The following is a 254-nucleotide window of genomic DNA, read 5'->3' on the forward strand; positions in this document are numbered from 1 at the left end:
TACGCTGGATCTCTCCCAATTTGTCCATCAACTGATTGAACAATCTCCGGAGCATGAAACGATGTTGATGACTATTGCAGAACAGCTTGAACAAAAAGGGCTTGAGCGAGGCCGAGAGGAAGGTATTGAACTAGGCCGAGAGAAAGGTAAAGTGGAAACGGCTCAAGCCTTATTACGGCATGGCGTCAGCCTGGATATTATTGTCACCAGTACCGGACTGAGCCGGGATAAAATTGAAGCGTTAAAGCATTAAA

General features: G+C 46.1%; 1 pseudogene. It reads left to right on the forward strand.

Going from position 1 to position 254, the window contains the following annotated elements:
- Window positions 1-253, forward strand: a pseudogene (locus tag ACGF5R_RS24880) (ISNCY family transposase); the annotation flags it as partial.
- Window position 254: the final 1 nt, after the last annotated feature.

It is taken from the genome of Photorhabdus sp. RM71S (assembly GCF_042879355.1).
Lineage (GTDB): Bacteria > Pseudomonadota > Gammaproteobacteria > Enterobacterales > Enterobacteriaceae > Photorhabdus > Photorhabdus kayaii.